The organism is uncultured Sphingomonas sp. (assembly GCF_937859915.1).
Lineage (GTDB): Bacteria > Pseudomonadota > Alphaproteobacteria > Sphingomonadales > Sphingomonadaceae > Solisphingomonas.
The window spans coordinates 38144-63833 of sequence record NZ_CALMAW010000088.1 but is presented as its reverse complement, the minus strand read 5'-3'; the positions used below and the strand labels follow the sequence as shown (position 1 = coordinate 63833).

General features: G+C 66.6%; 29 protein-coding genes. 21 read left to right on the top strand and 8 right to left on the bottom strand.

Annotation, left to right across the window (positions count from 1 at the left end):
• Positions 1 to 5 precede the first annotated feature (5 nt).
• From Q0326_RS11480 to Q0326_RS11430, 11 genes are all read left to right on the top strand, one after another.
• The gene (locus tag Q0326_RS11480) at positions 6 to 821 is read left to right on the top strand and encodes an ABC transporter permease (protein WP_298690355.1); all 816 of its coding nucleotides are present in this window, start codon (positions 6 to 8) and stop codon (positions 819 to 821) included.
• Positions 818 to 1615: an ATP-binding cassette domain-containing protein gene (locus Q0326_RS11475; RefSeq protein WP_298690351.1), complete on the top strand. Its 798-nt coding sequence runs from the start codon at positions 818 to 820 to the stop codon at positions 1613 to 1615. The genes Q0326_RS11480 and Q0326_RS11475 overlap by 4 nt, the downstream gene beginning before the upstream one ends.
• Positions 1616 to 1658: 43 nt before the next feature.
• Positions 1659 to 2102: a CopG family ribbon-helix-helix protein gene (locus tag Q0326_RS11470; RefSeq protein WP_298690393.1), complete on the top strand. Its 444-nt coding sequence runs from the start codon at positions 1659 to 1661 to the stop codon at positions 2100 to 2102.
• Positions 2099 to 2920, top strand: coding sequence for an urea amidolyase associated protein UAAP1 (locus Q0326_RS11465; protein WP_298690348.1), 822 nt, complete (start codon positions 2099 to 2101; stop codon positions 2918 to 2920). Before Q0326_RS11470 ends, Q0326_RS11465 begins: the two co-directional genes overlap by 4 nt.
• Entirely contained in the window at positions 2920 to 3555 is a 636-nt protein-coding gene (locus Q0326_RS11460; protein ID WP_298690345.1) for an urea amidolyase associated protein UAAP2, read from the top strand. Before Q0326_RS11465 ends, Q0326_RS11460 begins: the two co-directional genes overlap by 1 nt.
• Complete coding sequence (gene uca, locus Q0326_RS11455; protein WP_298690342.1) at positions 3552 to 7166, top strand: urea carboxylase; 3615 nt, start codon at positions 3552 to 3554, stop codon at positions 7164 to 7166. The genes Q0326_RS11460 and uca overlap by 4 nt, the downstream gene beginning before the upstream one ends.
• The gene (gene atzF, locus Q0326_RS11450; RefSeq protein ID WP_298690340.1) at positions 7163 to 8914 is read left to right on the top strand and encodes an allophanate hydrolase; all 1752 of its coding nucleotides are present in this window, start codon (positions 7163 to 7165) and stop codon (positions 8912 to 8914) included. The genes uca and atzF overlap by 4 nt, the downstream gene beginning before the upstream one ends.
• Positions 8915 to 9096: 182 nt before the next feature.
• Positions 9097 to 10101 (top strand): sterol desaturase family protein, encoded by a 1005-nt coding sequence (locus Q0326_RS11445; RefSeq protein ID WP_298690337.1) that lies wholly within the window; start codon positions 9097 to 9099, stop codon positions 10099 to 10101.
• A gap of 124 nt (positions 10102 to 10225) precedes the next feature.
• Positions 10226 to 10846, top strand: a complete 621-nt coding sequence (locus Q0326_RS11440; RefSeq protein WP_298690334.1) for a hypothetical protein — start codon at positions 10226 to 10228, stop codon at positions 10844 to 10846.
• A gap of 156 nt (positions 10847 to 11002) precedes the next feature.
• The gene (locus Q0326_RS11435; RefSeq protein WP_298690331.1) at positions 11003 to 11350 is read left to right on the top strand and encodes a hypothetical protein; all 348 of its coding nucleotides are present in this window, start codon (positions 11003 to 11005) and stop codon (positions 11348 to 11350) included.
• Between the two features lie 159 nt (positions 11351 to 11509).
• Positions 11510 to 12517, top strand: coding sequence for an SDR family oxidoreductase (locus Q0326_RS11430; protein WP_298690328.1), 1008 nt, complete (start codon positions 11510 to 11512; stop codon positions 12515 to 12517).
• A 19-nt stretch (positions 12518 to 12536) separates the two neighbouring features.
• Here the strand turns inward: Q0326_RS11430 and Q0326_RS11425 are convergent, their stop codons facing one another.
• Positions 12537 to 13574, bottom strand: a complete 1038-nt coding sequence (locus Q0326_RS11425) for an aldo/keto reductase (protein ID WP_298690324.1) — start codon at positions 13572 to 13574, stop codon at positions 12537 to 12539.
• 154 nt (positions 13575 to 13728) lie between these two features.
• On the opposite strand from Q0326_RS11425, the gene Q0326_RS11420 reads away from it, so the two are divergent.
• Positions 13729 to 14190, top strand: a complete 462-nt coding sequence (locus tag Q0326_RS11420; RefSeq protein WP_298690321.1) for a hypothetical protein — start codon at positions 13729 to 13731, stop codon at positions 14188 to 14190.
• Positions 14191 to 14394: 204 nt separating this feature from the next.
• On the opposite strand, the gene Q0326_RS11415 is transcribed toward Q0326_RS11420, so the two are convergent.
• Positions 14395 to 14613, bottom strand: coding sequence for a hypothetical protein (locus tag Q0326_RS11415; RefSeq protein ID WP_298690318.1), 219 nt, complete (start codon positions 14611 to 14613; stop codon positions 14395 to 14397).
• Positions 14614 to 14783: 170 nt separating this feature from the next.
• Complete coding sequence (locus Q0326_RS11410) at positions 14784 to 15005, bottom strand: hypothetical protein (RefSeq protein ID WP_298690315.1); 222 nt, start codon at positions 15003 to 15005, stop codon at positions 14784 to 14786.
• 984 nt (positions 15006 to 15989) lie between these two features.
• On the opposite strand from Q0326_RS11410, the gene Q0326_RS11405 reads away from it, so the two are divergent.
• Positions 15990 to 16454: a hypothetical protein gene (locus Q0326_RS11405; protein ID WP_298690312.1), complete on the top strand. Its 465-nt coding sequence runs from the start codon at positions 15990 to 15992 to the stop codon at positions 16452 to 16454.
• A 224-nt stretch (positions 16455 to 16678) separates the two neighbouring features.
• Here the strand turns inward: Q0326_RS11405 and Q0326_RS11400 are convergent, their stop codons facing one another.
• Entirely contained in the window at positions 16679 to 17305 is a 627-nt protein-coding gene (locus Q0326_RS11400; protein ID WP_298690310.1) for an outer membrane beta-barrel protein, read from the bottom strand.
• Positions 17306 to 17607: 302 nt separating this feature from the next.
• Here Q0326_RS11400 and Q0326_RS11395 point away from each other — a divergent pair, with 302 nt between their 5' ends.
• Together Q0326_RS11395 and Q0326_RS11390 are read left to right on the top strand one after the other, a co-directional pair.
• Positions 17608 to 17865: a hypothetical protein gene (locus Q0326_RS11395; protein WP_298690307.1), complete on the top strand. Its 258-nt coding sequence runs from the start codon at positions 17608 to 17610 to the stop codon at positions 17863 to 17865.
• Between the two features lie 37 nt (positions 17866 to 17902).
• Positions 17903 to 18148, top strand: coding sequence for a hypothetical protein (locus tag Q0326_RS11390; protein ID WP_298690304.1), 246 nt, complete (start codon positions 17903 to 17905; stop codon positions 18146 to 18148).
• On the opposite strand, the gene Q0326_RS11385 is transcribed toward Q0326_RS11390, so the two are convergent.
• Positions 18145 to 18930: a Crp/Fnr family transcriptional regulator gene (locus tag Q0326_RS11385; protein ID WP_298690301.1), complete on the bottom strand. Its 786-nt coding sequence runs from the start codon at positions 18928 to 18930 to the stop codon at positions 18145 to 18147. The two genes, Q0326_RS11390 and Q0326_RS11385, sit on opposite strands and share 4 nt — an antisense overlap.
• 293 nt (positions 18931 to 19223) lie before the next feature.
• Between Q0326_RS11385 and Q0326_RS11380 the strand changes: the two genes are divergently transcribed.
• The 3 genes from Q0326_RS11380 (at position 19224) to Q0326_RS11370 (ending at position 21476) form a co-directional block, all read left to right on the top strand.
• Entirely contained in the window at positions 19224 to 19529 is a 306-nt protein-coding gene (locus tag Q0326_RS11380) for a hypothetical protein (RefSeq protein WP_298690297.1), read from the top strand.
• 163 nt (positions 19530 to 19692) lie between these two features.
• A complete protein-coding gene (locus Q0326_RS11375; RefSeq protein WP_298690294.1) occupies positions 19693 to 20145 on the top strand; it encodes a DUF2231 domain-containing protein in 453 nt (150 codons plus the stop codon).
• Complete coding sequence (locus Q0326_RS11370; RefSeq protein WP_298690291.1) at positions 20145 to 21476, top strand: sorbosone dehydrogenase family protein; 1332 nt, start codon at positions 20145 to 20147, stop codon at positions 21474 to 21476. The genes Q0326_RS11375 and Q0326_RS11370 overlap by 1 nt, the downstream gene beginning before the upstream one ends.
• Positions 21477 to 21635: 159 nt before the next feature.
• On the opposite strand, the gene Q0326_RS11365 is transcribed toward Q0326_RS11370, so the two are convergent.
• Positions 21636 to 21971, bottom strand: coding sequence for a low affinity iron permease family protein (locus Q0326_RS11365; RefSeq protein ID WP_298690288.1), 336 nt, complete (start codon positions 21969 to 21971; stop codon positions 21636 to 21638).
• 160 nt (positions 21972 to 22131) lie between these two features.
• Between Q0326_RS11365 and Q0326_RS11360 the strand changes: the two genes are divergently transcribed.
• The gene (locus Q0326_RS11360; RefSeq protein WP_298690286.1) at positions 22132 to 22395 is read left to right on the top strand and encodes a DksA/TraR family C4-type zinc finger protein; all 264 of its coding nucleotides are present in this window, start codon (positions 22132 to 22134) and stop codon (positions 22393 to 22395) included.
• A gap of 7 nt (positions 22396 to 22402) precedes the next feature.
• On the opposite strand, the gene Q0326_RS11355 is transcribed toward Q0326_RS11360, so the two are convergent.
• Positions 22403 to 23059: a dienelactone hydrolase family protein gene (locus tag Q0326_RS11355; RefSeq protein WP_298690283.1), complete on the bottom strand. Its 657-nt coding sequence runs from the start codon at positions 23057 to 23059 to the stop codon at positions 22403 to 22405.
• Positions 23060 to 23070: 11 nt separating this feature from the next.
• The gene (gene xth, locus Q0326_RS11350; protein WP_298690280.1) at positions 23071 to 23877 is read right to left on the bottom strand and encodes an exodeoxyribonuclease III; all 807 of its coding nucleotides are present in this window, start codon (positions 23875 to 23877) and stop codon (positions 23071 to 23073) included.
• Between the two features lie 166 nt (positions 23878 to 24043).
• Here xth and Q0326_RS11345 point away from each other — a divergent pair, with 166 nt between their 5' ends.
• Positions 24044 to 24496, top strand: coding sequence for a PA2169 family four-helix-bundle protein (locus Q0326_RS11345; RefSeq protein WP_298690277.1), 453 nt, complete (start codon positions 24044 to 24046; stop codon positions 24494 to 24496).
• 92 nt (positions 24497 to 24588) lie between these two features.
• Positions 24589 to 25689, top strand: a complete 1101-nt coding sequence (locus Q0326_RS11340; protein WP_298690274.1) for an HWE histidine kinase domain-containing protein — start codon at positions 24589 to 24591, stop codon at positions 25687 to 25689.
• The last annotated feature ends 1 nt before the right edge of the window (position 25690 follow it).

Below are 25690 nucleotides of genomic sequence, written 5' to 3'. Positions count from 1 at the left end.
CAGCGATGCGCTGGGTGAACATCAGGCCGAACCGTCGCGCCGCGACGCTGCTCGGCGTCTTGCCGCTGCTGCTGGTACTCGTCGTCTATCTGTTCGCCTCCGCCGCGCGTCACGCCGCCAACCCCGCCGACAAGGTGCTGCCGACACCCGCCGCGATGGCAGCCGCGATGCACGGCCTGCTGCTCGATGCCGATCCCTTGAGCGGCCAGATAATCTTCTGGGCGGATACCGCCGCCAGCCTCGAACGGCTCGGCCTCGGGCTCGGCATCTGTACGCTATCGGCGCTGCTCGTCGGCATGGTGCTGGGCGTGCTGCCTGCGGCGCGCGCGACCTTCGGTGCGCTCGTCACCACGATCGCGGTCATCCCGCCGATCGCGCTGCTGCCGATCCTGTTCATCGTCTTCGGGCTCGGCGAGACCGCCAAGGTCGCGCTGATCGTGATCGGCATTACCCCTTTCATGATCCGCGATGTCGCCGCGCACGTTGCGGCCCTGCCGCAGGAGCAGCTGGTCAAGGCACAGACGCTGGGCGCGAGCAGCTGGCAGCTGGCGCTCCGCGTCGCGCTGCCGCAGGCGCTGCCGCGGCTGATCGCGGGGCTGCGCCTCTCGCTCGGGCCAGCCTGGGTCTATCTCATCTCGGCCGAGGCGATCGCCTCCGACGTCGGGCTCGGCTACCGGATTTTCCTGGTGCGGCGCTATCTGTCGATGGACATCATCATACCCTACGTCGTCTGGATCTCGCTCCTCGCCATCGCGATGGACTTCGCGCTCGCGCAACTCAGCCGCCGCGCCTTCGTCTGGGCGCATCAGGTCGACCGATGAGCGCCCTCCTCGCCTTCGACAATGTCTGGCTTGAATATGGCGACAAGATCGTGCTCGAGCGCGTCGATCTCGCCATCGCCGAACGGAGCTTCGTCTCGATCGTCGGACCGTCCGGCGCCGGCAAGAGCAGCTTCCTGCGCCTCGTGCTCGGACAGGAGGCCGCGAGCCGCGGCCGCATCCTGCTCGACGGCAAGCAACTCGCCGCCGAGTGCGGGCCCGATCGCGGCGTCGTCTTCCAGCGCTATTCGGTATTCCCGCACCTGACCGTGCTGCGCAACGTCATGTTCGCGCGCGAGTGCGCGAAGGCGCGCTTCACCGGGCGGCTGTTCGGCGCCGCGCGCCGCCGCGCCGCCGAGGAGGCGGAGGCGATGCTCGCCGAGGTCGGGCTCGACGATTCGCTGCATCTCTACGCCGCGCAGCTTTCGGGCGGCATGCAGCAGCGTCTCGCGATCGCGCAGGCGCTGATCGCCCGCCCGCGCGTGCTGCTGCTAGACGAGCCGTTCGGCGCGCTCGATCCCGGCATCCGCCAGGACATGCACCGGCTGATCCTGCGCCTGTGGGAGGAGCATGCGCTGACCGTGCTGATGGTGACGCACGACATCACCGAGGCGTTCAAGCTCGGCACGCGCGTGCTCGCCTTCGACAAGCGCCGCATCGATCCGCACGCCCCGCACCGGTTCGGCGCGACCGCGGTCTACGATCTGCTGCTCAAGAACAAGCTGCCGATCGAGACACCGGAGGTGTCGGTGACGGGTATTACGATTGACAGAGTTGGTAATAATGGCCAGAACTGAATCCGTGAAGGACACCCCGCCCGCCAGCCTCGCTCGGCTCAGCATGAGCCTCCCGGCCGAGCTTTCCCGCCAGCTTGACGTGATGGTCGACGAGCGCGGCCTGCCCTCGCGCTCGCAGCTGATCGCAGAGCTGATCCGCAACGAACTCGCCGAACATGGCGCCGCGGTCCGCCCAGAGGACATGCTCGCGGGCACGATCACGCTGGTCTATCGCGGCGACATGGGGCGCGTGCGGCATCAGCTCGCGCAGACCCAGGCTGAATATCTGAAAGAAGTGATCTCATCGCAGCACGTCTTCCTCGAGGACGACCAGTCGCTCGAAGTGTTGCTCGTCCAGGGTCCCGCGATACGACTGCGCGACCTGTGCGATTCGCTGCGCAAGGTGCGCGGCGTGCAGCAGCTGCGCCTCTTCACCACCACGGCGCTGCTACCGCCGCTCCACGAGCAGGAACGCGGCGCATCACAGCCAGGAAGCAAAGCGGCATGAGCACGGCCCTCGCCGATCCCAATGCGGCCCGCGCGCATGCCCGCGCGATGGAGGGGACCGTCGTCGCGGCGATGCCGGTGCTGCCGCCCCGCGCCGATGATCTGCCCGCCGGAATCTCGTCCCGCGATCTGCTCTGGGAAGAGACGATCGCCGCCGGCGGCTATGCGTCGCGGTTGCTCGCGCGGGGCACGCGGCTGCGGCTGATCGATCTCGAGGGGGATGCCTGCGCCTCGCTGCTCCTGTTCAACGCTGCGATGCCCAGCGAGCGGCTCAACATCGCCGACACCGTCAAGGTGCAGTGGGACGCCTATCCGTCCACGGGCAGCCTGCTGCTCTCGGACATGGGGCGCGTCATGGCCAGCATCGAACAGGACGACGCCGGCACGCACGACGCTTTCTGCGGCGCCTCGAACGAGGCGTCGAACCAGCGCCGCTATGGCGACGGGCGCAACTCGGGCGCCCACCCCAATGCGCGCGACCGGCTGCTGCTCGGTGTGGCCAAACATGGGCTGGGCCGGCGCGACGTCCATCCCTGCCTCAACCTGTTCAAGGGCGTGCGGATCGCCGCCGATGGCGCGATCGCCCCGCAGATCGGGCCATTTGCGCCGGGCCGTTCGCTTACCCTGCGTGCGGAGATGGACGTGATCGTGGTCGTCGCCAATTGCCCACACGTGCTCGACGAGCGTCCCTGGAGCGTCACGCCGCTGCGCGCGACGGCCTGGCGCGGGCCTGTCCCCGCGGAGGACGATCCGATCCGCACCGCGACGCCCGAACGCCGCCGCGCCTTCCTCAACACCGAAGATCTGTATCGCCGCTGATGACAAATGATCCGCGCATCGCCGGTCTCGCCGGCCCCCTGATCCACGACGAGATCGTAGCCGCCCGCGCACCCTGGATGCACCGCATGAAGGCGGGGCACTCGCTCCGCATCGTCGACCTCGACGGCAATCAGGCGGTCGACTTCCTGCTTTACGCGACCGCCGACGATGCCGAGCGCTACAGCGCGCAGGACACCGTCGCGGCGCAGGGTAACATCTTCCTGCGCACCGGCAGCGTGCTGCGCTCCAACGAGGGCCGGCCGATGATGACGATTGTCGCCTCCGCGGTCGACTATCATGACACGATCGGCGGCGCCTGTTCGTGCGAGTCCAACAGCCTGCGCTACGGCCACCACACCAAGGCCCAGCACAGCTGCGTCGACAATTTCCTCGATGCGAACGTGCGCGAAGGCCGGGGCAAGCGCGACATGGTCTCCAACATCAACTTCTTCATGAACGTGCCCGTCGAGGCGGACGGGGCACTCGGCATCGTCGACGGCATTTCGGCGCCGGGCCTGACGGTCGACCTGCGCGCCGAGATGGACGTCACCGTCGTCGTCTCCAACTGCCCGCAGATCAACAACCCCTGCAACGGCTTCAACCCCACGCCCGTCCGCATGATCGTGACGGCATGACCGTCGGCGCCAAGATGTTCGGCACCGTCCTGATCGCCAATCGCGGGGCGATCGCCTGCCGGATCATCCGCACGCTGCGGGAGATGGGAATCCGCTCGGTCGCGATCTTCTCCGATGCCGACGAGGCCTCGCGCCATGTCGCCGAGGCCGATGTCGCGGTGCGGATCGGGCCTGGCCCCGCCGGCGAAAGCTATCTCGACGCCGCGCGCATCCTCGCCGCCGCGCGCGAGACCGGCGCCGAGGCGATCCATCCGGGCTATGGCTTCCTCTCCGAGAACGCCGACTTCGCCGAGGCGTGCGCGGCCGCCGGCATCGCCTTCATTGGACCGACTCCCGACAATATCCGCGCCTTCGGCCTCAAGCACAGCGCCCGGGCGCTAGCCGAGGCGCAGGGCGTCGCGCTCGCCCCCGGCACCGGGCTGCTCGCCGACGCGGAGACCGCGGTCACGGCGGCGGCGCGGATCGGCTATCCGGTGATGCTCAAGGCGACCGCCGGTGGCGGCGGCATCGGCATGCGCGTCTGCACCGACGCGGCTGCCGTGCGCGATGGCTATGCCGCGGTGGCGCGGCTGGGCGCCGGCAATTTCGGCGATGCCGGCCTGTTCCTCGAACGCTTCGTACCGCGCGCGCGCCATGTCGAGGTACAGATTTTCGGCGACGGCCAGGGCCGCGTTGTCGCGCTCGGCGAGCGCGACTGCTCGCTCCAGCGCCGCAACCAGAAGGTCGTCGAGGAGGCCCCCGCCCCCAATCTTCCCGACCATGTCCGCACCGCGCTGACCGACGCCGCGGTCCGCCTGGGCGCCGCCGCCCATTACCGCTCGGCCGGCACGGTCGAATTCCTCTACGACGCCGAACGCGAGGACTGGTTCTTTCTCGAGGTCAACACGCGGCTCCAGGTCGAGCATGGCGTCACCGAAGAGGTGACGGGCATCGATCTCGTCGAGTGGATGATCCGCGGCGCCGCCGGCGACTATGCGTTCCTCGATACCCCCGTCCCTGCTCCGAGCGGCTGGTCGATCCAGGCGCGGCTGTACGCCGAGGACCCGGCGGTCGACTTCCGGCCCGCTTCGGGAACGCTGACCAAAGTCGCCTTTCCCGATACTGCGCGCGTCGAAACTTGGATCGAGAGCGGGTCAAAGGTCTCGCCCTTCTACGATCCGATGCTCGCTAAGCTGATCGTGCATGGAGAGACCCGCGAGGCAGCGGTCGCCGCGATGCAGGTTGCGCTCGAAAAGACGCAGCTCGCCGGGATCGAGACCAATGTGCGCTGGCTGCGCGACGTCGCGCGCAGCGAGGATTTCGTGTCGGGCGACGTCTCGACGCGGTCGCTCGAGCGGGTGGTGCACCACCCGCGCAGCATCTCGGTGCGCTCGGCGGGAACGCTGACCACCGTTCAGGATTATCCGGGTCGGATCGGGCTGTGGGATGTCGGCGTGCCGCCGTCCGGCCCGATGGACGCGCGCGCCTTCCGGCTCGGCAACGCGCTGCTCGGCAACGATCCGGGCGCCGCCGGGCTCGAGATCACCGTCACCGGCCCGACGCTCGCGTTCAACACGGCAACACGCCTTTGTCTGACCGGCGCCGACTTCCAGGCGACGCTCGACGGCAAGCCGCTGCCGCGCAACCAGGCCGTCACCGTCAACGAGGGGCAGGTGCTGGCGCTCGGCCGCGTCCATGGCGGCGGCATGCGCGGCTATATCCTGGTCGCCGGCGGGCTCGACATTCCCGCCTATCTCGGCAGTGGCAGCACCTTCGATCTCGGCGAGTTCGGCGGCCATGGCGGGCGCCGGCTGCTGGTCGGCGACACGCTCCACCTCGCGCCGCATCCGCCCGCGGTGATCCCAGGGCCGCGCGCGATCGAGCAGGCCGCGTTCGGACCGGACTGGACGATCCGCGTCCTCTACGGCCCGCATGGCGCCCCCGATTTCTTTGCGCCCGAAGATATCGAGACGATCCTCACCGCCGACTGGCAGGTCCATTACAACAGCAACCGCACCGGCGTGCGGCTGGTCGGGCCCAAGCCACGCTGGGCGCGCCAGGATGGCGGCGAAGCGGGACTCCACCCGTCTAACATCCACGACAACCCCTATGCGATCGGCGCGCTCGACTTCACCGGCGACATGCCGATCATCCTCGGCCCCGACGGGCCGTCGCTCGGCGGCTTCGTCTGCCCGTTCGTGGTGATCGCCGCCGATCTGTGGAAGGTCGGCCAGCTGGCACCCGGCGACCGCATCCGCTTCCAGGGCGTCAGCCTGACCGACGCGAATGCGGCGACCGCGGCGCTGGAGGAGTGGATCGAGGGCCGCCCCTTCCCGCTCGTCATCGGTGATGCGGGCGGCGGCTCGGATGCGATCCTGACCGAACTCGCGCCGCAGGGACGCCGACCCCGTGTTCTCTACCGCCGGCAAGGCGACCGCAATCTGCTCGTCGAATATGGCCCGATCACGCTCGATCTCGAGCTGCGGCTGCGCGTCCACGCCGCGACCACCGCGCTCGCCGCGCTGGACCTGCCCGGTATTCTCGACATCGTGCCGGGCATCCGCTCCTTCCAGGTCCACACCGACGGGGTGCGCCTGACCGAGGGGGCGATACTCGACCGGCTGATCGCGATCGAGGATGAGCTCGGCGAGCTCGACGACTTCGCCATCCCCTCGCGCATCGTCCATCTGCCGCTCAGCTGGGACGATCCTGCGATCCACCAGACGATCGAGCGCTATATGGCGGTGGTGCGCGACGACGCGCCCTGGTGTCCCGACAATATCGAGTTCATCCGCCGCGCCAATGGGCTGGACAGCGCCGACGACGTCCACCGCACCGTCTTCGACGCAAGCTATCTCGTCTACGGTCTCGGCGACGTCTATCTCGGCGCGCCGGTCGCGACGCCGGTGGATCCGCGCCACCGTCTGGTCACAACCAAATACAACCCGGCGCGGACGTGGACGCCGCCCAACGTCGTCGGCATCGGCGGCGCCTATATGTGCATTTACGGGATGGAGGGCCCGGGCGGCTACCAGCTGTTCGGCCGCACCATCCAGGTGTGGAACACCTACAAGCAGGACGGCGCCTTCACCGACGGCAAGCCCTGGCTGCTGCGCTTCTTCGACCAGATCCGCTTCTTCCCGGTGAGCCACGACGAGCTCACCGAGTGGCGGCGCGACTTCCCGCTCGGTCGCCGCACGATCGAGGTCGAGGAGACCGAATTCCGCATCGCCGACTATCGCGCCTTCCTCGCCGACAATGCGGAGTCGATCGAGGCGTTCGAGACGCGCCGCAACGCCGCTTTCGCTGCCGAGCGCGCCGAATGGGAGCGGCGCGGCGAGTTCGATCGTGTCGCCAGCCTCACCGAGGAGGTCAGCGACGAACCCGCCGACGCGATCGTGCTCCCCGAGGGCGCCGAACTGGTCGAGGCGCCGTTCGGCGGCAGCGTCTGGAAACTGGTCAAGGCCGTCGGCGACATCGTCGCGGCGGGCGAGACGATAGCGGTGATGGAGGCCATGAAGACAGAATTCCCCGTCGCCAGCCCTGCTGCCGGAACGGTCGCGGCGCTCTATGTCGCCGAACGGCAGAATGTCTCGCCGGGCGCACCGATGATGGCGCTGATCCGGTCATGACCGCGCTCGACCGCCTCGACGCCGCCGCCATCGCCGCCGACATACGGTCGGGGCGCCGCACCGCCGTCGAGCTGATCGACGAGGTCATCCGGCGTCTCGAGGCCTATGACGCGGTCCAGCCCGCCGTCTGGATATCCCGCTTCGACGCAGTCGCGCTGCGTGCCGCTGCCGCCACGGTCGACACGCGCGTCGCCGACGGCGAGGACCTGCCGCTTGCCGGCGTGCCGTTCGCGGCCAAGGACAATATCGACATAGCGGGGCTCGATACCACCGCCGGCTGCCCGGCCTTCGCCTATCCGCCGACGCGATCGGCGACGGTGATCGAGCGCCTCGTCGCCGCCGGTGCCATCCCGGTCGGCAAGACCAATCTCGATCAGTTCGCCACCGGGCTTAACGGCACGCGCAGCCCCTACGGCATACCGCGCAACGCCTATAATCGCGCCTGGGTCAGCGGCGGATCGAGTTCGGGTTCGGCGGTCGCGGTGGCGGCGGGGCTGGTCGCCTTCGCGCTCGGCACCGATACCGCCGGATCGGGGCGCATCCCCGCCGCCTTCAACCATCTGATCGGCTTCAAGCCGACGCGCGGACGGTGGAGCGGGCGCGGTCTCGTCCCGGCCTGCCGCACGCTCGACTGCATCACCGTCTTCGCCGCAACGACGGACGATGCCGCGCTCGTCGATGACGCCATCGCCGGCTTCGACCGCGAGGATGGCTATTCGCGTGCGATCGACGACGTGCCGCGCGCCCGTCGCCGGATCGGCATCCCGCGCACCGATCAGCGGCCCTGGTTCGGCGACATCGAATCGGGCTTCCTCTACGACGCCGCGCTTGCCGGCCTCGATGCCGAACTGGTCGAGATCGACATGGCCCCGCTCAACGAGGCGGCGCGGCTGCTCTACAACGGTCCGTGGGTCGCCGAACGCACCGCGGCGCTGCGCGACCTGCTCCGCGACGACCCGGACGCCATCCATCCGGTCGTGCGCGCCATCGTCGAGGAAGGGCGGCGCTACAGCGCGGTCGACGTCTTCGAAGCGAGCTACCGCCTCGCCGATCTTGCGCGAGTCGCGGAAGAGATGTGGACAACGGTCGATCTGCTCGCGCTGCCGACCGCCCCCACGAGCTACCGCGTGTCCGAAATGCTGGCCGCGCCGATTGCGCTCAATGCCAACCTCGGCGCCTATACCAATTTCGTCAATCTGCTCGACATGGCCGCGATCGCGGTGCCGACCGGCAGCTACCACAACGGTGTCGGCTTCGGCGTCACGCTGATGGGGCCGGCGGGCACCGACCGCAGCCTGATCGAGGCGGCCAAGACGCTTTTCCCCGCGCCGGCCCCGCCGCCGCCGCTCGACCTGGAGGGACGCATGGATACCGTGAAACTGGCCGTCGTCGGCGCGCATCTGAAGGATATGCCGCTGCACTGGCAGCTGACCTCGCGCGACGCGCGCTTCGTCGGCGAGGCGAAGACCGCGCCCAGCTATCGGCTCTACGCGATCGCCGACAGCGTGCCGCCCAAGCCCGCGCTCGTCCACAGCGACGATGGCGCCGCGATCGCGATCGAAGTCTATGAGCTCGACATGGCGGCGTTCGGCAGCTTTGTCGCCGAGGTGCCGCCGCCGCTCGCGATCGGGACGGTAACGCTCGAGGACGGCAGCCTGGTCAAGGGCTTCGTCGCCGAGCCCCGCGCCACCATCGGCGCCGAAGATATCACCGCGCTCGGAGGGTGGCGGCGCTACTTGCAGCGATAACAGGATCGCGAGGGGTGACGATGACCGCGCAGATCGCGATCCCGACCGCCGACACGCCCAAATCCGCGGACGTATTCGCAAAGCCATCACGCGTCGGTGCAGACGCCTACGTTCGATGACGTATGCCCCTGCGCGGCGATTTTGACTAGCGTACCCTCGAAACTCGATGCCGCGGGGACAAGATGGACGGAATTCGCGTAGGTAAGCGGGTCATCGGCACGCAGGCGCCGGTCACCATCGGCTGGGAGAATATCCCGAGGGTCGAAGGCGGTCCGTTCAAACAGGCTTTCTTCACCTGGTTCCAGCCGACGGCGCTCTTCGCGTTGATCGCCTTCTGGTATTACGCGCCCAATTCGATCGCCAAGGCATCGACCGCGATCGGCATCGGCATCGGCTTCAAGGTGCTGCTGCTCGGGCTCGAATGGGTCAACCCGCGCTACGACAGCTGGCGGCTGACCTGGAAGGAACTGGTCACCGACCTCTTCTACGTCGGGCTCGGGTATACGCTGCTCCGCATCGTCGACAGCTATATCGGCAGCGAGATCGCGATCAAGGCGATCCAGCACTCGTTCCACTGGGACAAGTTCAAATGGTTCACGAGCATGCCGCTGCTGGTCCAGGCGTTCCTGATCTCGTTCGTGTTCGATTTCGGCCAATATTGGATGCACAGGGGGATGCACAATTGGTATCCCTTGTGGCTGCCCCATTCGGTCCATCACTACATCACCCAGCTGAACATCAATAAAGGCGCGGTCGGCAATCCGGTCGAGCTCTTCCTGATCGGCCTCGGGATCGGCGGATTCTTCGACTTCCTGCCGCGCGCCGCGCTAATTTCCGGCGCTTTCGGGCTGGGCATCGGCATCTACCAACATATCAATGTCCGCTTCAATTCGCCGCGATGGTGGCGGTTCCTGTTCAACACCACCGAGCATCACAGCCTGCACCATTCGCAGGACTATGAAGCGACCCGGAGCAATTATTCCAACTCCTATATCTTCATCGATCGCATGTTCGGCACCTGCGTCGATGGCGAAGCCGAGCTGCTGGGGCTGGAAGGCGGCCGCCGGATGTCGATCAGCGAGCAGATGACCCATCCCTTCACCGAGGGCTGGAAGACGATCAAACAGCGCTATGGCCGGCGAACGATGGGCTATGGCGGCGGTCGCGTCCTCGAAGCGGCCGAATGATCGAAGCCCGTCGCGCGCCCGAAATGCGACAGGCTCGGGGCGCGGTCGGCTTCGGAATCACAATGACGCGCGGCGGGACTGCCGTCCGGCGTAGGACCGCAATGCTCTCCTGTAGGGAATTCCTGTGAACCTGCGTTTTATCGACTGGATCTGGCAGGTCAGAGGCAGCCTGCCGCTGGCGCCCGCGCAATCGGGGTGCGATGCCTTCGACCGGCTTGATCCGCTGTTCAGCCAGCCCGGCACCAGCCATGAGCGGACATTCGACCGGCTGACCTTCGCCAAGAAGAACCAGGCCGCCCAAGACAAGATGTCGATCTTCGACGGCGGCGTCCTGCTGATCGAGAAAGCGGCAGGCGGCGCCGTCCTGCGCTATCGGCTGACCAGCCGCGCCCTATTGTTCTGCTTCCTGGCGCCGTTGCTGTTTCTGGGGATCGCCCAGCTCACGCTCTTCACCGGCAGTCTCGAGAAGCCCAAGAGCGACGCCGCCAAGGCCGCGGAGGCGAAGAAGGCCGCCGCCAAGGACGCAACGCCGCCAATGAACCCGATCGACAAGGCGCTTGGCGCGCCGGCGCCCGAAAAACCCGGCAAGAAGGCCGCGGACGAGGCGCGGGGGCGCGACAAGAAGCCGACGGCGACGCCCGCCTATGTCTTCGCCGCGATCTTCGCCGCGCTCTATGTCGTCGGGCGGATTCTGGAAGACTGGCTGATCCGGCGATTATTCAGGAAGCGCTTGCAGGGGCTATGACCCCACCGCCCGTCCGCAGCCTCCTTCGGTCGGAAAGCTCTTGACGCTGCCCTGAGATTCGACGCGTGATGTCTCGGTAATGGGTGTCGCGCGACTGCCCGCATATCGATTCTGATCCGGCCACGTGCGCGGCACAGCAGACGGGGAGCTCTCATCATGAACGGGTCGCAACCGTTTCAGCTCAGCCTCGCCCCACAGCAGCTCTGGCAGGCGATAAACCCCTGGTTCGCCGGATCGCGCGACGATCAGTTCGGTCTGATCAACATCAATCTCGGCGAAGGCGACGGATCGGTCGAACGGGATATACTCGCGGATGTCGGCAGCTATGGGCGGCAGATCGGGCATCTCGCCGAGGCGCTTGAGGTCGTCATCGGCGTGCTGCATGCGATCGCGCCCGAGAAAATGGCGGCGCTACCCCAGATCCAACGCGATCGCCTGGCGATCGCGCTCGGCGACGTCGCAGCCGTCAGGCAGATCAAATCGAAACCGGACGAGGCCGGCTAAGCACGCACGAAGATCCGCCGGGGGATCGCTCGCCTGTCACGGAAGCAGATGCCGGATGCGGCGAAGAGTGCGCACCCGCCCCTCCAGCCGGGGATCGAAGGCCGCCGCAGCCGGTTGTCCATCCGCCGCCTCAGGCCGGGGCCGGCCGAGGACTTCCTTATGCCTATCAAGCTCAAGCCGCTCCATCAGCAGGTCATCGTCGTCACCGGCGCGACCAGCGGCAACGGCCTCGCGATTACCGAACAGGCGATCGCGCGCGGCGCACGCGTGGTCGCCGTCGCCCGCAATGCCGACGCGCTCGATGCGTTGCGTCAGCGTCTATCGCCGGACGGCACGCGTCTGCTGACCTGCGTCGCCGATGTCAGTGATCCCGTCGCGCTCGAGCGCGCCGCTGTCCTTGCCCAGGATTGCCTCGGCGGACTCGACAGCTGGGTGAACAATGCTGGCGTCGGCACCTATGGCACGCTCGATCAGGTGCCGCTTGCCGATCACCGCCGCGTTTTCGACGTCAATTATTTCGGCACGCTGCACGGCGGTCTGATCGCCGCGCGTCATCTGCGCGCCGGCGGCGGCGCGATCGTCAACGTCGGATCGATCCTCGGTGATCGCGCGATCGTCCAGCAGGGCCCCTATTGCGCGACCAAGCACGCCGTCCAGGCGCTGACCGACACGCTCAGGATGGAATTGGAGCGCGACGGCGCCCCGATCTCGGTGACGCTGATCAAGCCGGGGGCGATCGACACGCCGTTCCCCGAACATGCGCGCAACTTCATGGACAACCCGCCCCGCCTGCCACCCCCGCTGTATGTGCCCGAGGTGGTTGCCGACGCGGTGCTGTTCGCCTGCGCGCATCCACGACGCACCCTCTATGCTGGCGGCGGGGGGCTGCTGTCTTCGCTGTTGTCGCGCGCCGCACCCAGGCTCGCCGATCATATCATGGAAGCGGTGGGGACGACGGCGCAGCAGATGCCGGGCGATCCCGGCGACCCGATGCGGCGCGACAATCTCGACTCGCCGCGCGTCGATGCCCGACGCGGCAGCCAGCCTGTCCACGCTCGGCGATCGAGCATTGCCCTCCAGCTCCAGAAAGCCCCGTCGCCCGTGATGATGTTCGGCCTGCTCGGCATCGGCACGGCGCTGATGCTGATCGGCCGAAGACCGCGCTAAGCCCTGTCGCCTGCGCGCTTCAGTCCGTACGGAGCGGCGGATTGTCGTTGAGCATCGGGAAGCCGCGCTGGTGCCAGACCGGATAGGCGGCGGGCTCATCGCTGGCGGCGTCGAGTGTGGCGACCTGCGTGGGCGTCAACGCCCAGCCGACCGCGCCGACATTCTCGACCAGCTGCGCCTCGTTGCGCGCGCCGATTATGACGTTGGCGACGGTCGGACGCCGCAACAGCCAGTTGAGCGCGATCTGCGGGATGGTCTTGCCGGTCTCCTCCGCCACCTTGTCGAGCGCGTCGACGATGCGGAACAGACGCTCTTCGTCGAAATGCGGGCCGGTGCCGGCAATGTCATGCGCACGCGTGCCGGGCTTGGCGGGCTGGTCGCGGCGGATCTTGCCGGTGAGCTTGCCCCAGCCGAGCGGGCTCCAGATCAGCGCGCCGACGCCCTGGTCCGCGCCAAGTGGCATCAGCTCCCACTCATAATCGCGATTGAGCAGCGAGTAATAGACTTGATGCGCGACGTGGCGCGGGAAGGCGTGGCGGTCGGCGGCGCCGAGCGACTTCATCAGGTGCCAGCCCGAGAAGTTCGAGGCGCCGACATACCGGATCTTGCCGTCGCGGACGAGCTGGTCGAGCGTCGCCACGGTCTCTTCGACCGGCGTGTTATAGTCCTGCCCGTGAAGCTGGAACAGATCGATATGATCGGTGCCGAGCCGCGTCAGTGCCGTGTCGACCGCATCGATCAGATGGGCGCGCGACGATCCATAGTCGTTGGCGCCGTCGCCGGCCGGAAAAGTCGCCTTGGTCGAGATCAGCAACCGGTCCCGCTTGCCCTTGATCGCCTCGCCCAGGATCGTCTCGGCAAGGCCATCGGAATAGACGTCGGCGCTGTCGAACAGCGTCACGCCGTGATCGAGGCAGACATCGATCAGCCGTGCCGCGCCGCCCGCATCGGTCGATCCCCATGCCTTGAAGAAGTCGTTGGACCCGCCGAACGTCGCAGTGCCGAAGCTGAGCGCGGGAACACGAAGGCCAGATGCGCCGAGGCGGCGATATTCCATGACGAACTCCTTGCTGAGATGCGCGATGTAGGGTTGAGGGGCCCCCTCTGCCACCCGCCTGCGATCCGGCACGACGGGTCGGCAGCCGACGGTCGTCTCGAGCGCGCGCCGCATCGCTAGCGGACAAATAAGGATATGGCGGTATGAGGCAGCCATGATCCGCCGACTCGATCACTGGATTGGCACCCGCCTCTTCCATCCGCCGATCATCTGGCTCTGCCAGCGTACGGGGATGACGCAATATGCGGTCGCCCGCTACGGCTGGATGCTGGCGGCGTGGACGCTGGTCATGCGGATCAGCTTCAACGGGCTGGGCGACTGGATCTTCTCCGCTCTGATCCTCGTCGTGACGCTGCTCGAAACCTGGCGCGCGGCGGTCACGCCGGATGCCCCGACGCGCCGCAACGATGGGCTGCGCCTGATCATCCTGGTCTTCGCGCTGATCGATGTCGTCAAGCTCGTCTACGTCTCGGCGCATCAGGCCTTTCCTGGCTTCAGCTGGACCGAGGCGTGGGATGTGTTCGCGCTCGTCGCCGAATATGCCAAGACGATCGATACCATTCCGCCGCGCAGGCGCCGCGACGTACGCACGACGGCCGCCCGCCAGCGGGGATGATCGACGAGCGCCGCGACCGGCTCGGAGTCCGCCGCATGAAAGGCCGAAGACCGTGCCAGTACGGGATGCATGCCGATCGCTCTGATTGACTGCAGCCCTGCGGCGTCCATCGTCGGCGTGGGTGCTTCGCGCACCTCCGGCGCGCCGTGCTTTACCCTTTGCAGCGGCGCGCCGGGCTTTGCGCGTTGCTCGAGATTGCCCGGGCTAGGTGAGCAGTTCGGCGCCAAGCGAATTGCGGACGTCGCCGACCTCGATCGCGAGGTCCAGGAACGTCAGTCGCCCGTCGCGCGAGCGGACGTCGCCGGTGTGGCGGCTCTGGCGCCGCAGGTCGCTCAGCGTCTTGTCGCGGACCCGCCACGCCAGCGGCTTCGACCCCTGCGACGTCGACATATCCATCAGTTCGATCATCTTCGTGGCAATCATGCGCATCTCCGGTTCCGACGATCGAAGTAGCGCCCCGATGGTTAGTGGCACGTTAACCCGCGGCGGCGGCCGTGCCGTCCTATCGAGCCCCCGCCCGTTGCGACAGCGCCCGAACATGCAGAACGGCGCCGAGGTCGTCAGCGCCGTTCGGGGATGGTGGCCGGCAGAGATCAGCGGCGCGAGAAGGTCACGCCCTGCTTGGCCCAATCGTCGACGCTGTGGCACTCGTTGGTCGGGATCATCGTCCCGGTGACCGGCTCGCTGCGCAGGCAATAGGCGCCCGTCTTGTGATCGATCCGGACTGTGGGCTGCACACCCGTGTCGGCCATGGCGGCAACGGCACCCGTGGTGAGGAGGACGGCGGCGGCGGCGCAAGCGATGGAACGGATCATGGCAAAGTCTCCTGTCAAATTCGCTCGACGGGAGTGGTTCTCGTCGATGTCGGAAGCTTTGCACGGAGCGTGCCAAGTCATTAAAAACGCCGTATCCGCGCGCTAACGGCCCGCAGATAGGGTATCAGCTGCCGAAATATCCGCACCTTTGGCGCCGATCGCCAGATAGTGGCAGACTATCGCGCGCGGCCGTCACGTCTGTGGAATAGCGTCCGGATGTGGACAGTCGTTGGTCGCTAGCGGACAATAGGATGGACGCCGGGCCGACGAGGCGCGCCTCACCGCCTGGCGCAGACGCACGACCCGCGCGTCATAGACGGGCGACACGATGCTGATCGCAATGACGTATCGGCGCGAGTGCAGCCCTGATGCCCAAGGCAACATTGGAGGGCGGCGTTTGCGTTGCGGCGCTGATGATCGATGCCGGTTCGGGCTCGCCTTGGACGCTGGCCTCGTCGTCGGAGCATGACGGCGAAGACGAAGCCCGCTGTTCCTGGGGCGGACCATCAATGTTCCGTCTTTTGAGTTCCGCTGCGAGCGCCGCGGCCCGCCTAGAGCCATCGGCAGCGGAGCCAATCCGTGCCCATTCCGCGAGCAGCGACAGGTCGGTCATTGCGGATGGCGGAATAAGTGCGGTTTCGTCCATTCCCTCTTATGACATGGCAGAGCGAGCCGCGCCCTCATCCGTTGGTCTAATTCCCGCCCCTATACTGCCCGCAAACAGCAAAAACCCACGGCCGTTTTTGCGAATACGACCCGCGCGTCGGACCGAGCGCAACACTGGCCAAGGACATCCCGATATCATCTCGAGAAATATCGATGTCTTAAGTTTTCGTTAACCGTTTATCGCGCGACTTCGCCTGCTCGATTGACGTCGCGGCTCCACGACGCCCTTTTAGAGGTTGGTCGAACATCCTGCTTCTTAGGTTGCCTTGTCACGCCGTACGCGTTCAGCTTTGCGATCAAGCTCTCGGGAGACGGACGATGTTGCAACGGCTGAAGATGGAACATCGTCAAATTCTGCGGATCATGGACCGCGTCGAAACGACGCTGTTCTCGCCCGAGGCGACGGAGGCCGTGCACATCGGCGAGGCGCGCTGGGAAACGCAATATATCCTGCGCGACCATTTCGCCTTCAAGGATGCGTTCGTGTTTCGCATCCTGGCGGCGAGCGGCCGCCCCAAGGCGGTGGTGACGGGACGCCGGCTCCAGGCGCATGGGGCGGCGATCCGGGATGCGTACCGCAACCATCTGCTGCGTTGGGACCCGTCCGACATGCATGCAAGCTGGGACGCCTATCGGGCGGCCTCGCTGGCGATGATCCGGCAACTGCGCACGCTCGTCGAGACGGAAAAGGCTGAACTCTATCCCATTCTCGAGAGCGAGGTCGCAGAGGTCAGGCCGGTCGCCGCGCCGTTCTTCGGGCTGCGCAAGGCGACCGCCGGATAGCGCAACGCAGGGGCGCGCTGCGTACGCAAAAATCCCCGCCGACGCCTAGACGTCGGCGGGGACCTGAGACGATGGAAGCTTAGGACAAACCATCGCCCTTGCGGATTAAACCAGCGACCCGGGGGGATGGATCCCCCGCTGTCTCGCGCGCCGCGCGAAATCGTCGGCGGTCTAAACCCTTCAAGCGAGATCGGAGGGCGACGCCGAGACGACGCCCGCCGTACTCACTTGAAGCGGATGCCAACGCCGCCCATCGCGTGCTGGTCCTTGGTGTGGTTGTCATATTGCGCCTGCGTGTACTGCGCGGAGACGTACAGGCCGCCGGGCAGCGACGAGAAGCGATCACGCAGCGTATATTCGACGCCGCCGCCGAACTGATAGCCGTCGGCATGGCCATGGCTGATGTAGGAGGTCTCGCCGGTCGGCGCGAAGAACGCCTTGCGCTGGGCGTCGCTGGCGTACCCGCCCTTGCCGAACACGAGCAGGTCCGGCGTCACCAGATAGCCAATGCGCACGTCGGCGCCGAGCTGGTCGCGCTGCTGATGCACGACGGTGCCGCCGATCGCGCCGTTCGAGACGACGGTGTTCTGGTTGTGGTTAGGGTGCCAATAGGTGAACTCGGGGCCGATCACGATCTTGCCGATCTGGCCGTCGAAGCCGGCCGAGCCGCCGTAGGCGAACTTGGAATTGCGGTTGCCCTCCGAGCTGGCGCGATCGTAGCCGGCATTGCCTTCGATGCGAAAGCCGCGGAACGATGTCGTCGTGTCACCGAAGACACTCTGGGCGGAGGCGGCCTGGGCGCCGAGGGCGACGGCGGCGGTGGCGATAAGCAAAGCTGTGCGACTGAACATGTTACATCCTCAAACTGGGGTACGCGGCGGGCATAACAGCGCCGGTCACACCAAGTTCCTCCACGGTGTAGCGTATGCCCCTCACCTGCGACAAATGTGCAACAGATCGAATGCCCGCGATCATCAGCCGGCGAAAGGGCCGCAATCCGACACATCGCGCTGATCACGGGCGCGACGACCGTAGCGCCCGGAAAGACGCACGGTATCAAGATGTTGTGAGCCGGCGTCTTAGCGCACATCAGTGTGGTTTCTGGTGCCTAGCCTATGATGCGTGCGTTATGCGCTACAGGTAGGAGATCGGCATGCCCCGCTATTTTTTCGCGACCGCAGACGGAACGCGCGAGCCCGACGACATCGGGACGGAACTTCCCAACCTCGCTACCGCACGGGTCGAGGCGATCAAATATGCAGGCGAGGTGCTGTCGGATCATCCCGAGATCATTTGGGACGGCGAGGACTTCCGCGTGGAAGTGTCCGATGAGGACGGGCTGATGCTGTTTACCGTCATCACGATGGCGATGAGCAGTCCGTCGACCGCAGTCCATAAGCGAGACGACTGAGATTGCCCTACGGGCGGCCGCGCGGTAAAATAGGCGTATGCCGAGCTATTATCTTCATCTGCACAATGCACATGTCGACGCCTCCGATGAGGAGGGTGTCGACGTCGTGGATCTGCTTGCTGCCAAGGCCAAAGCGGTGAAAGGCATACGCGGTTTTCTGGCGCATGAGGTCATCCGCGGCACGCTCGACCTGCGGGGCCGGGTCGACATCGCCGACGGCGCCGGCACGATCTTGCTCACTGTGCCGTTCGCCGACGCCGTCGCCGTCGTCGGCTTCGCCTAAGCGGGGCTCTCCGGCAGCTTGGCGGTGGAATTCCGCCGCGGCCGAGACCAGCTCCCGATCGTCCGCTCCGGTCTTTTGCCATGCAGATAGCCCGGATCGAAGCCGGCGGCGGCAATCAGCCCGTCGAGGTCGAGTATGCGAAGCTGGAACGCCCGGAACGTGACGAGGCCCTTGCCGCGAAGCTGGCTGAGCATCCGATTGACGTGCACCGGCGTCAGCCCGAGCGCCTGGCCGAGATCCGCCTGCGTAAGGGGCAGACTCATCCGGCCATCGGTGACCAGCCCGACATTGCCCATCCGGACGTACAATTCGCAGAGCAGGTGCGCGACCCGCGCATAGGCATTGCGACCGCCGACGTTCACCAGCCATTCGCGCAGCACGGCCTCGTCCACGAGCGTCGTCCACCACAGCGCCCGCGCGATCGCGGGATTTTGATCGACGACCGCCAGCATCGTGTCTTTGGGAATACGCACGATCTTGCCGGCGGTCAGCATCGCGATCCCATGATCCATGCGATCCAGAATGAAGACATGGATATCGCACAGGTCACCGGGAAGCAGGATCGCGACGATCTGCCGCTTGCCATCGGGCAATATCTTGTAGCGGATCGCCCAGCCTTCGATCAGGAGGAAGACGATCCGCGGATCGTCGCCTTCCTCGATCAGCTGCTTGTGACGGGCGACAGGCTCGATACGCCCGCTGATCGCGGCAAGAGTCACCTGATCATCGTCCGAAAGATGCTCCCAGCGATCGAGTTTTCGAGTGAGGGCGTTGCTGGTCATGCCGTCTCGCTTATTACGCACTCGCAAGATGCAACACAGATCAGGATTTAGGATTGATCCAGATCAATTCTATGCCGCTGTTTTGTGAATCCGGCCGCTGATTTAGATTAAACCCGCGTAATTCTGCACCTTGCCGGACCCGCGCCGCCCAGCGACATCGCACGGGCGGAATTGTCCGTCATATATCCGGCAGCCGACCGACGGTGTATCGTGCCAAGCGGACGCGATGCGCGCGACGGATCGTTTGGCGCAAGCCGACGTTGGCATCCCGCACTTGGATGCGAGGATTTACCATGCTGAAGAAGATCCTGATGTCGGCGACGCTCGCCGCGCTCGTCGTTCCCGCCGCAGTGACCACGCCGGCGGTGGCCGCGCCCGCCCACACCTATCGCGGCGCAGACGGACGCTACCATTATCGCTGCAAACATAGCAGCGGCACGACGGGCGCGCTGATCGGCGCCGGTGGCGGCGGACTTGGTGCAGCCGCTCTGGGCGCCGGCCCGGTCGGGCTCGCGGCCGGCGTGATCGGCGGGGGCCTGCTCGGTCGCCATATCGACAAGCGCCAGCGCGCCGCCAAGAACCGACGCCACGGCTGCTGACGTCTCTCGCCGCGTGACCGGCGCATCGCGCGCGGTCACGCGGCACGGCGGTCCAGTTGCCCAAGCGGGTCTTCTCGCCTTAGGCTCCATGGAACAGCTGGATGCCGCGCGCGTAATCATCACGCGCCCTTCGACGCGGCGTTTATGACCGGAATGAAGCAGCATGTCCGACGTTCGAGTCCATCGCACCGCGCTCAGCCCCGCCCATTCCATCCATGTGATCCTCTCGGCCTTTCCGATCGCCTGCTTCACCGGGGCGTTCGTGACGGACATCGTCTATGCCGAGACCTATGAGATGATGTGGGCGAACTTCTCGATCTGGCTCATCACGGTCGGCGTCGCGATGGGCGTGCTCGCCGCAATTGCCGGCATCGCCGACTATCTCGTCTATCGCCGCGAACGCCCGCACCGACGCTCCGCATCGCCGCACTCGCTGGGCAATGTGCTCGTGCTGCTGCTGTCGGTGTTCAACGCCTTCGTGCACAGCCGCGATGCCTACACCTCGGTGGTGCCGACCGGCCTGATTCTGTCGGGTATCGTCGCGCTGCTCGTCCTCATCTCGAGTTGGCTGGGGTCCGCGCTCGTGTATCGCACCACCTCGGGAGAAACGTTGTGATGCGCGCTTTGTCCCCCTCGCTGCACCGCACTGCAGCTCGTGCGCTCGCCCTATCCTCGCTTGCACTGGCGCTCGCCGGCTGCGGCAGCAAGCCCGCCGATCCGAGCACGCAATATGGAGCGAACCCGCAGCTTCCCGATCCCCAGCAATATCTGCTGCCGCCAATGCACGTCGCGCCCGTCGCACCGTGGGGCAGCGCCACGCCGGCCGTGCCGGCAGGCCTTAAAGTCGAGGCGCTGGCGACCGGCCTTTCGCATCCCCGCTCGGTCTACGCGCTGCCCAATGGCGATGTGCTCGTCGTGGAATCGAGCGGACCGAAGGCGCCGGTCTATCGTCCCAAGGATCTGATCATGGGCTGGATCCAGTCGCTTGCGGGCGCCAAGCAGAAGGCGACGAACCGTATCCTGTTGCTGCGCGACACGAATGGCGACGGCAAACCCGACCTGCGCACCGTATTTCTCGACCATCTCCATTCGCCCTTCGGTGTGGCGCTGGTCGGGAACGACCTTTATGTCGCCGACACCGACGCACTGCTGCGCTTCCCCTATGTCACCGGGCAGACCAGCATCGCCGTGCCCGGCACGACGCTGACCCCGCTGCCCGGCGGTCCGATCGACCATCACTGGACCAAAAGCCTGGTCGCCAGCCGCGACGGCGCGAAACTCTATGTCGGCGTCGGCTCGAACAGCAACATCACCGAAAACGGCATCGGCGCGGAGCTCAACCGCGCCGCGGTCTGGGAAATCGACCGTGCGACCGGTGCCTCGCGGTTGTTCGCGACCGGTATCCGCAACCCGACCGGTCTGGGCTGGGAGCCGCAGACCGGCGCGCTCTGGGCGGTCGCCAACGAGCGGGACGAACTGGGGCCCAATCTCGTCCCCGACTATCTGACCTCGGTCAAGGACGGCGCCTTTTACGGTTGGCCGTACAGCTATTACGGCCAGCACATCGATCCGCGGGTCAAGCCGCAGCGCCCCGATCTCGTCGCCCGAGCGATCCCGCCCGACTATGCGCTGAGTTCGCATGTCGCGCCGCTCGGCCTCGCCTTCTCCACCGGCACCAACTTCCCGGCAGCCTATCAGGGCGGCGCCTTCGTCGGCGAGCATGGCAGCTGGGACCGCAGCCCGCTCAATGGCTATAAGGTGGTCTACGTCCCGTTCGCCGGCGGACATCCCGCCGGGCCGCCCCAGGATGTCGTCACCGGCTTTCTCGACAAGGATGGCCATGCGCGCGGACGGCCGGTCGGGCTGGCGATCGATCGGCGCGGCGGGCTGCTGATCGCGGACGACCTCGGCGATGTGGTCTGGCGGGTCAGCGCGGCGGGCAAATAAGAGGATCACCGCAGCGCCTGCCGGTTGCCACGAGGCTGCGCGGCTTCGTTCCGACCGCACCGATTGAGGGGCCAATAGCCAGGTCGATGCGGCGACGTGCTGTCCGGGTGAGGCGCTTTTCGCCGTCCGCCGGACCATGAAGGCGGGCACAGCGCGACGTCAGCGCTCGTCGTGGCTGGCCCGCAACTCCTCGATCTCTTCCTCGGTCTTATGTTCGATACCCGCGACCTCGTCGCGCGCCCCGGTCTTGGCGAGGATGAGTTCGTCGATCTTGAGATGCAGCGCGCGTTCGCGGCGGCGCTGCTGATTGAGCACCATCTGCGTCAGCACGAACGCGCCGATCGACATGGCGGAACTCAACGACGTCTCGCTGCCGCCCGCGACCCACCAGATGACGCAGGCCGCCATCACCAGCAATTGCGCAGCGGGATGGCCGGCGGCATCGGCCACGACGGTCGAGACTGTCCGCGTCGCCTTGAAGAGTGGTGTGATCATCGACGGATAACGCCGCGCTCGCTCGAAATGGACCCGATGGCGTCATTGTCTGCCGCTGATCCCCAATTTGCAGAGGACGGTCCTTCCCGTGCCGGCCCGATGCTTGGAATTCCTCCGCCACTCCCCATTTGGTACCAAGCTTCTGGGATATTGGTAAACTATGGCAGGTGGTTGGGCCCGCGACGGCGCCGTGCAGGACCAGATCGACGACACGGTCGCCGACGCCGTGACCTTGGCGCGCGCCCTGATGCCGGCCGGCGAGGGTCGCGACGAGTGCGAGGATTGCGGCGAGACCATCCCCGCCGCGCGGCGCCTGGCCCTGCCTGGCAGCCGCACCTGCGTCGCCTGCCAGGCGGTCCGCGACCGGGCCGTCCGTCATGCCGGCTTCAACCGCCGTGGCAGCAAGGACAGCCAATTGCGTTGAGCGTGGGCTAGCGTTCGGATGGGGTGAGCACCCGCTTCGCAAAGCTCGCGGCCGCCGCAAGCCCCGCAGGGTCGATGCCGTGGCCGATTCCCGGCGCAACATGCGTCTCGACCGGAACCGACGCCGCGCGGAGCGCGACCGCCGCCTGATCGAGCGCGCCGAACGGAACGACCTCGTCCGCAGTCCCGTGGAGAAGCAGGACGGGCGGGCGACTGCGGATGTCGGCGGGCAGCCGTTCGGGCGCGACCAGCATCCCCGAGAAACCGATGATCCCTGCAGCGGCACGCGGCCGGCGGAGGCCGACGTGCAGCGCCATCATCGTGCCCTGGCTGAAGCCGACCAGCAGCAGGCGATCCTCGGTCAGGCCCAACGCTGCAAGTTCGTGCGTCAGAAAGGCATCGACGCCGCCCGCCGCCGAGTCCGCCCCCAGCGCGCGTTCGGTCGCCGAAAAGCTCTGGATCCCCCACCATTGATAGGCCTCGGCCATATGCGGGAGCCGCGACGGCGCATTGGGCGCGACGAATGCGGCGTCGGGCAGCAGCGGCTGCAGCGGCGGCGCCAGCGAAATCAGATCGTCGCCGTTCGAGCCATAGCCATGCAGCAACACGACCAACGCGGTTGCGGCGCGGCCGGAGACAGGCGCCAAGCGGGGACCATCAAGCATCGTATTCCAATCTAGCCTGCGGGGCCGGCGCGGCGTCGCCGCGGCCGGTCGCCGAGTTCGATCCGCACCGGCGCGTGATCGCTGCTCTTCTCCCATCCCCGGACATCGCTGTCGACCTCGGCGGTCTTGAGCCGTGCCGCCGCCGGCCCGTTGAGCAACAGATGATCGATGCGCAGGCCGGCATTACGGCCGTAGGCATTCCGGAAATAGTCCCAGAAGGTATAGATGGTTTCGCCCGGATGCCGCGCGCGCAGCGCATCGGTCCATCCTTGATCGAGCAGCCGCGCATAGGCGTCGCGCACCGCAGGCGCGAACAGCGCGTCATCGCGCCAGCGCTCGGGCTTGTAGACGTCGAGGTCGGTTGGCATGACGTTGAAGTCGCCGGCCAGCACGACCGGCGCATCGGTCGCGAACAAAGCGGCGGCGTGCGCCTCGAGCTGGGCGAACCAGGCAAGCTTATAGTCGAATTTGGGGCCAGGCCGCGGGTTGCCGTTGGGCATGTACAGTCCGGCGATCAGCATGCCGTTGACCGCGGCCTCGATGTAGCGGCTCTGGCCGGGATCGGGATCGTGCGGAAGCCCGCGCCGCGTCTCGACCGGCATGCCGACCCGGCTCAGAATCGCGACGCCATTCCAGCTCTTCTGCCCGTGCCAAATCGCGTCATAGCCCGCCGTGCGGATCGCGGAGAGCGGGAATTTCTCGTCCGGCGCCTTCAATTCCTGCAGGCAGACGATGTCGGGGCGGCGCTCCTCGAGCCAGCGCAGCAGCACGGGCAGCCGGCCATTGATCCCGTTGACGTTGTAGGTCGCGATCTTCACGTCACAGCGCCCTGGCAGCTATCGTTGTTCGTCAATCCGCGGACCAGCGGCACGTTCCCACGACCACGGGCGGCGCCGGCTAAAATACGAGAGATAGTAGCGTTTCGTCCGCGCGCGGGCCCGTCTCCGAAAGTCGGGCGTTGGGTGGCTTCTATAGGAGAGACCCATGCATACCGACCACGACGTCAAGATCCTCAACGCGCTCATCGAGACCGTCATCGACAGCGCGGACGGGTATACCCAGGCCGCCAAGGAAGCGTCGAACAGCCGTTTCACCGCGATCTTCGAGCGCCGGGGTGCCGAGCGACAGGAGCTGACGACGCGTCTTCAGGCCAAGGTGCGCGCGCTCGGCGCTACGCCCGAGGACGACGGCACGCTGCTCGCTGGCGCGCATCGCATGTTCCTCAACCTTCGCAACAGCATGTCGAGCGACGACATCACAATCGTCGACCAGGTCGAGGCCGGCGAGGACCATATCAAGCATAAGTTCGAGGATGCGCAGCTCGACCGCGAGGTCAGCCCGGCCACCAAGGCCGACATCGATGAGGCCTATGTCATCGTCAAGGCGGGCCATGACGAGATCCGTGACCTCAAGCATGCGCTGCACGCGACCGCCTGAATCGACTGGCCGGGACGGGCGAAAGACCGTGCCGGTCGGCTACCCTTCTTGATGACCGGGGGCCGCCAATATCTTGGAGTGTAGGAGAGAGTATGGCATCTCATTCCCGGCAGAGCGACGCCCGGCTCACGACCGCGCCGTGCGTCGCGAACCTTGCCGAACGCCATAAGATCGGCCTGCTCGCGCTCGAGCGCACACGCGTTCCGATGGTGGTCACCGACCCGACGCAGGACGGCAATCCGATCGTTCTCGCCAATGAAGCCTTTCTCAAGATGACGGGCTATTCGGGCGACGAGGTGCTCGGCCGCAACTGTCGCTTCCTTCAGGGCGCGGATACCGACCCGGCCGTGATCGCGGAGCTTCGCGATGCGGTCGCGGCGCGTCGCGAGATCACCGTCGAGATCCTCAACTATCATCGTGACGGTCGTCCCTTCTGGAACCAGCTGTTGGTCAGCCCGGTGTTCAACGATGCCGGCGATGTCACCAATTTCTTCGCGTCGCAGATCGACGTCACCGCGCGGCGCGCGGCGCAGGATCTGGAAGCCGCCGAACATCTGCTGCTCAAGGAGGTCGACCACCGCGCCAAGAACGCCTTGGCACTGGTCCAGTCGATCATGCGACTGACCCGGTCGCAGGACGCCACGGCCTATGCGCGAATCGTCCAAGGCCGCGTCGATGCGCTCGCCCGTGCACATGCGTTGCTTTCCGAAAACCGCTGGCGTGGCGCGCCGATACTGCAGGTCATTCGCGGCGAGATCGAGCCGTTCGGGCATCGCCGCTTCCGCATCGAAGGCCCCGCCGTGCAGATCGCCTCGGCGCAGGTGCAGCCGCTCGCGCTGCTGCTCCACGAGATGCTCGAAAATGCCCTGCAGCACGGCGCGCTGTCGCATCCCGACGGGTTGGTGCGGCTCGACTGGTCGCTGACCGATTCCGACGATCTCGTGCTGCACTGGCACGAAGGCAGCAGTGCGACCGCCTGCGGCGTGGCCGAGCCTTCGCTCGGGCTTACGATGGTAACGACGATGATCGAACGTCAATTGCGCGGGCGCAGCGAGTTCCGGTGGGAAGCCTCGGGCCTCGAGGCGGAGTTCGTCTTCCCGATGGCGCGATCGGCGCGCGATGCGGCACCCGGCGTACTCCGCTCCAACGCAGACGGAATCGCGGACGGAACGTCGATACCGATCGCGGATTGAG